The sequence below is a fragment of the Mycobacterium sp. genome, from assembly GCF_035603715.1.
In the GTDB taxonomy this organism is placed as follows: Bacteria; Actinomycetota; Actinomycetes; order Mycobacteriales; family Mycobacteriaceae; genus Mycobacterium.
Map to the genome: position 1 here is coordinate 1 of NZ_DATNJW010000052.1, position 5435 is coordinate 5435.

General features: G+C 63.8%; 7 protein-coding genes. 4 read left to right on the top strand and 3 right to left on the bottom strand.

Annotated elements, in window-relative coordinates:
• The 3 genes from VN856_RS01975 to VN856_RS01985 all read left to right on the top strand — a co-directional run.
• Nucleotides 1–313: hypothetical protein (locus VN856_RS01975; protein WP_325685625.1), on the top strand; the 313-nt coding region annotated here is incomplete at its 5' end.
• A 367-nt stretch (nt 314–680) separates the two neighbouring features.
• The gene (locus tag VN856_RS01980; RefSeq protein WP_325685627.1) at nt 681–2441 is read left to right on the top strand and encodes a hypothetical protein; all 1761 of its coding nucleotides are present in this window, start codon (nt 681–683) and stop codon (nt 2439–2441) included.
• A gap of 85 nt (nt 2442–2526) precedes the next feature.
• Nucleotides 2527–2895, top strand: coding sequence for a nuclear transport factor 2 family protein (locus VN856_RS01985; protein ID WP_325685629.1), 369 nt, complete (start codon nt 2527–2529; stop codon nt 2893–2895).
• A 4-nt stretch (nt 2896–2899) separates the two neighbouring features.
• On the opposite strand, the gene VN856_RS01990 is transcribed toward VN856_RS01985, so the two are convergent.
• From VN856_RS01990 to VN856_RS02000, 3 genes are read right to left on the bottom strand one after another with little or no spacing between them, the layout of a single operon-like run.
• On the bottom strand, nt 2900–3715 hold the full coding sequence (locus VN856_RS01990; protein WP_325685630.1) for an SDR family NAD(P)-dependent oxidoreductase: 816 nt from the start codon (nt 3713–3715) through the stop codon (nt 2900–2902).
• The gene (locus VN856_RS01995) at nt 3712–4128 is read right to left on the bottom strand and encodes a nuclear transport factor 2 family protein (RefSeq protein WP_325685632.1); all 417 of its coding nucleotides are present in this window, start codon (nt 4126–4128) and stop codon (nt 3712–3714) included. Before VN856_RS01995 ends, VN856_RS01990 begins: the two co-directional genes overlap by 4 nt.
• Nucleotides 4125–5168, bottom strand: a complete 1044-nt coding sequence (locus tag VN856_RS02000) for a zinc-binding dehydrogenase (RefSeq protein ID WP_325685634.1) — start codon at nt 5166–5168, stop codon at nt 4125–4127. Before VN856_RS02000 ends, VN856_RS01995 begins: the two co-directional genes overlap by 4 nt.
• A 134-nt stretch (nt 5169–5302) precedes the next feature.
• Between VN856_RS02000 and VN856_RS02005 the strand changes: the two genes are divergently transcribed.
• A partial coding sequence (locus VN856_RS02005; RefSeq protein WP_325685636.1) for a helix-turn-helix domain-containing protein occupies nt 5303–5435 on the top strand: 133 nt, incomplete at its 3' end.

Sequence of the window (5435 nt, forward strand, 5' to 3'; positions counted from 1 at the left end):
GTTGGGCCTGACGAACACTGAGTTCACCGTCGAAAGCGGCACTGGCCCAGCCGCGGACCTGCCGGCAGACGGCTCGGTCTACGACGTGCTCAACGTCGGCGGCGGTATCGAGAACATCTACACCGCAATCCCGGGAGTCGACGGCGCGCCCGACACCGTCACCGACACCCTGGTGACGCCATGGGGCGACCTCAACCTGGACTCCCTGGTCGCCGGCATCGACGCCGTGTCAGCGCTGGACCCCGGCGCTGCCTTCGACGCGGCGAGCTCCGCGGCCTCCGCAATCGATCCGCTGGCGTTCCTCGGTCTGTAAGAGGATCAGCCAACAGGTCTAACCAGCACTACCAAACATCCCAGGTCCTTCGGGGCCTGGGATGTTTGGCGTTCAGGCTCGGTAGCCGACTGAGCTTGGCCTTAGTGATACTCCGGATCGACTCAGGCTGGGCATCATTGGGCTGTTTGCTGCATTGCGGATCTGAGCTGTGATTTGGCACGCGTTTTCGTCGGATATGCCCTGTTGACGCGATGTCAGTTAGCGGGAACGTACGTTCCAACCTGAGATTTGCCCAAGAAATTTATATTGACCTTCAATATTACTCCGGAGTAATGTCCGGTGACGTTACTCACAAGTAACCCCACGCCCGCCCTGCGTCACTGAATCCGAGCAAGTAGGAGAACACATGCATAATCGCCTGATTCTGGCTGGTTTGGCGGCCACTGGCGGGCTGTTGACGACCGCGTTTCTGCAGGTGGCAGTTGCCGCGGCGGACGCCGCCGACGTCGGTAGCGCCACTGGCGCCGACGCCTTCACGATCGGCAGCTTTACCTTCGACCCCATCAGCGCGAGCGGAGCCGAGGGCTTTGACCCCGTCTCAACCCTCGTCGGCGCACCACCTTTGCTGGAAATCGGCGGCGGGACGCCGCTCGGCATCCTCACCATTGCTCCGCAAACCTTCGACGTGTTCGACCCGACAAGCGGCTCCGACCTGGGAAGCATTAATACCGGCGAGACCGTGACGGACCTTTTCGGAATGATCAACTCCGAGTTCACCGTCGAAGGCGTCACCCCGGCCGGCGATGGAAGCGCCGCGGACCTGCCCGCCGTGGGATCGGTGTATGACGCACTGAACCTGGGCAACGGGTACGAGAACATCTACACCGCGATCCCGGGCGCCAACGGCGCGCCGGACACCGTCACCGACACATTGGTGACCCCGAACGGCGACATCAACCTGGACTCACTGTTCGGCGGCTTCGACGCCGCCGCCCCGCTCAATCCGGGCGACGCCTTCACCGGTCTAGAGGCCGGCGACAGCAGCATCGGTGCAGACGCTTTCAGCATCGGCGGGTTCACCTTCGACCCCACCCTTGCGGCCGGAGGTGAGGGCTTCGACACCATCCCCGCGCTCACCGCTTCTCCGCCTCTTTTGGATATCGGTGGCGGAACGCTTCAGGGCACCTTCTTCAATTCCCAAAGCCTCGACGTCTACAGCGGAACCGGCTCTGCCGCAACCGATGTCGGAACGATCAACGCCGGCGAGAATGTCACGGACCTGTTGGGCTTTACCAACACGGAGCTGGTCGTCCAAAGCGCCACCCCGACTGGCGATGGCACTGCCGCGGACTTGCCGACAGTGGGATCGGTCTACGACGCGTTCAATTTCGGCAACGGGTACGAGAATGTTTACACCGCGATCCCGGGCGCCAACGGCGCGCCGGACACCGTCACCGACACATTGGTAACCCCGAACGGCGACATCAACCTGGACTCGCTGTTCGGCGGCGTCGACGCCGCGGCGCCGCTCAACCCGGGTGACGCCTTCACCGGATTAGAGGCCGGCGACAGCAGCATCGGTGCAGACGCTTTCAGCATCGGTGACACCACCTTCGACCCCTTGTTGACCGACCAAGTGACGGACCTTCCGAGCGGCGGCGAGGGCTTCGACCCTGTCGTCCAACTCACTGCTGCTCCGCCGTTTTTGCAGATCGGCGGCGGTGCGCTCAGCCTTGGCGCCGGCTTTGGTTCGGTACCGCTTGCGGCGCAGGACTTCAACGTCTACGACGGCACCGGGACGGGCGCCACTGAGATTGGAAGCATCGACACCAGTGAGGCGGTGACCAATCTGTTCGGCCTGACCAACACGGAGTTCACTGTCGACAGCGTCACCGGCACGTCCGCGGATCTGCCGACAGTCGGATCGGTTTACGACGTCTTCAACTTCGGCGGCGGGTACGAGAACATCTACACCGACATCGCAGGCGCCACTGCCTCGGGCGACACCATCACCGACACGTTCGTGACGCCATTCGGAAACATCGACCTGGGCTCGCTGTTCGACGCCGTCCAGGGGCTGGACCCGGGCGACGCCTTCACCGGTGGTCTGGACGTGGCGACTGCGGCTGCCTCCGCAATCGACCCGCTGGCCTTCCTGGGTCTGTAGGTCTCAATCGCCAAACATCCCAGGTCCTCAGGGGCCTGGGATGTTTGGCATTGATGGCCCGGCTCGCCAAGCGTAGGAATATCCAATGGGTCAAACTGAGGACGCCGGCGTGATCGAGCGCTATCTGGCGTGTCTGGCGGTGCACGACTGGGACGGCCTGGCCGCCACGATCGCGGACGAGGATCTGATCCGAGAGGGTCCCTATTGCGACGTCGTCGAGGGCAAGCAGCGGTATCTGAAATTCCTGCGCGGCGTGTTCGCCGAGCCGGAGGGCTACCGATTGGATGTACATCGGATCTCGCACGCGTCGGATCGGCTGTGCTATGTCGAGCTAAGCGAGACCTTCGAGGCCGACGGTGTGCCCACCGAATATCCGGAATGCCTTGTGTTCGAACGGAATCCCGACGGGATGATCAACCGGGTCAGCGTGTTCATCAAACAGGTCGGCCACTGACGCGTCAGTCGCTGCCCATGGCCGCTGCCTGCGCTTGCGTCATGAGCCTGACGGCCTCGTTGCGGGACAGCGACGCCAGCATCGGCACGACGGCGCGCATCATTTCGCCGACCATCAAAGTCGGTCCGTTACTGAGGTTTTCGAACGCCTCGGCGATCACCTGGTCGACGCTGTCGGCATCCGGCGGCGCCGTGTCCTCAGAGCTCAGATGACCGCGGCTGTGTTCGAGTCGCCGCAGCGCCGGTGTATTAGTCTTGCCGAGGATCAGCCCGAGCACGTCGACCCCTTTGTCGTGCAACTCGCTCCACAGTGCTTCGGTGAACACCATGTCGAACGCCTTGGTGGCACCGTAGGCCACCATGTTCGGTCCGCCGGCGAGCCCGGCACCTGAGCCGAACAACACGATGCCGCCGCCACCCCGTTGCACCATCGGCGGGGCGAAGTGATGGCACAACTGCATCGGCACGATGCAGTTGCGCTGCACCATCGCTTCCGCGGTCTCGATCGAGTTGGCCAGAAACGGCGCGAAATTCGGATCGGCCCCCGCGCAGTACACCACAAATCCAATCTCCAGATCGGTGGTCGCTTTCGCCACCTGTGACGCCGCGTCGCGCTCAGCGAGATCGATTGTCAACGTTCGGGTTTGGGCGCCAGTGCGATCGGCAATCCTGGCGGCCACCTCGTCGAGCACAGCCTGGCGCCGCGCAACCAACACGACGTTCACGCCGCGCTCGGCGATCCCCTCGGCGAACGCGGCGCCCACACCGTCGGATGCGCCGGCCACCAGCGCCCACGGACCGTACTTGGATGCGAATGTCATGCCGGATCCCCCACCGGGGCCACCCGCACCTGGATGAATCGGCGGCGGGCCACCCGCCAGCCGTCGTCGCCGCGGACCAGCTCGTCGTCGTAGAAGCCGGCGGCATTGACCCCGGAGTTGTTATCGCCCACCATGATCAGCGCGTCGACATAGGTTCGCGATTCCGCCTTGTCGCCGTCGACGGTGATCACCTGATTGGTCAACCGGTGCATGGTGTGGCTTGCCATCGAATGCGCCTGCTGCATGAACTCCGTGATCGCGTCGACGCCCTTCCAGGAACCAACCTCGCCGTAGTTCAGCTCGCAGTCGTCGGTGAACACCGTGCGGAATAACGGCCAGTCCCGGCGATCGATGCCCGTCGCATAGCGCAGCAGCACTTCAGCGATGTCTTGACGATCTTCTCGCTCGCTCACTTCACATCTCCGTTCGGGTGGACGATGATTCGCGCCGGCCCAGTGGACTTTCGGGCCGAGTCAAGGGCATCGGGTACCTCGTCGAGACCGACGACCGCTCCGACACTGGGTAGCGGATCCAGTCGCCCGGCGACAATCGCGTCAAGTGTGCCGTACCAGTCCTGCGGGTGCGGGCCGCCGCCGAATTGGATGGTGACGCCTTGGCGGGTCGCGTCGGTGATGTTCAGCGAGTCTCCGGTGTACCAGCCTCCGGCGCAATAGATCCGGGTCCCGATATCGACGGAGTCGACGATCTTCTGGATCAGGCCCGACGCGCCGACGCATTCGAAGACAACCATCGGTCCCCACAGTCCGCGCTCGACACGCAGCTCCCGCCACACATCGAACGGCGATCGTTCCGCCGGATCCACCGCGACATGGGCGCCGAAGCTTTTGCACGCGAGGTCGCGGCGTTCGGAGTTGTAGTCCGACACGATGATCGGCTCGATACCGCGGGCGGCCAACGCGGCGACCGCCGACAACCCAATCGCGCCGGCACCGATGACGACCGGAATCTCGCCGGCCTCCATCCGCGCGGAACGCACATAGAACTCGCCGACGGCGAACGCATCGGTCAGAGCCGCGGCATCGCTTGATACGTCGCCGTCGACGGGTTTGGCCAATGTCTCTGCGACCACCAGTAATTCACCGAAGCTGCCTTGCGCCTCCGGGTGCTGGCCGATGATCCGCACGCCGTCCGCGCCGCCATTGACCACCCGAATGGGAAGGGAGGTGACGCGCGTGCCGACCGGAAATTGTTCGGCGCAGCCCGGTCCATACCCGATGACCTCACCGACGAACTCGTGGCCGAGCACGATGTCGCGGTCGGCGTCATAGAGCGAGCGGCCGGTCGGATCGTCGATCCCCATCTCCGGGTGATCCATGAAATGGACGTCCGACGCGCATATCGCGGTACTCAACGTTCGCAGCAACATCTCGCCGGATCCCGGCACCGGGTCGGCGACCTCTCGCACGTCGAGCCGACCGTCACGCAACACCACCGCACGCATCCGCGCACTCCTTTGGACTTGGCTGTTCTCGATTATTCGAGATACTATCTCGATAATCTGAAGTCAGACTACGAAGCCTCGCGAAAGGAAGTCAAGCCATTCCGTCGTCGCCACCGACCATGCGCGTGCTCGATGTGATCGAACTGCTCGCCGCCGCCACCGAAGAACGGCTCCGGTTCTCCGATGTGGTGCGCGAACTCGGGCTGACCCAAGCGACCGCGCACGCGATCCTGACCACGTTGTCTGATCGCGGCTGGG

Bases quoted from the DNA above. Each gene is read 5' to 3' on its own strand.
- VN856_RS01980 (WP_325685627.1), top strand. From the start codon at position 681: ATGCATAATCGCCTGATTCTGGCTGGTTTGGCGGCCACTGGCGGGCTG.
- VN856_RS01985 (WP_325685629.1), top strand. From the start codon at position 2,527: ATGGGTCAAACTGAGGACGCCGGCGTGATCGAGCGCTATCTGGCGTGT.
- VN856_RS01990 (WP_325685630.1), bottom strand. From the start codon at position 3,715: ATGACATTCGCATCCAAGTACGGTCCGTGGGCGCTGGTGGCCGGCGCA.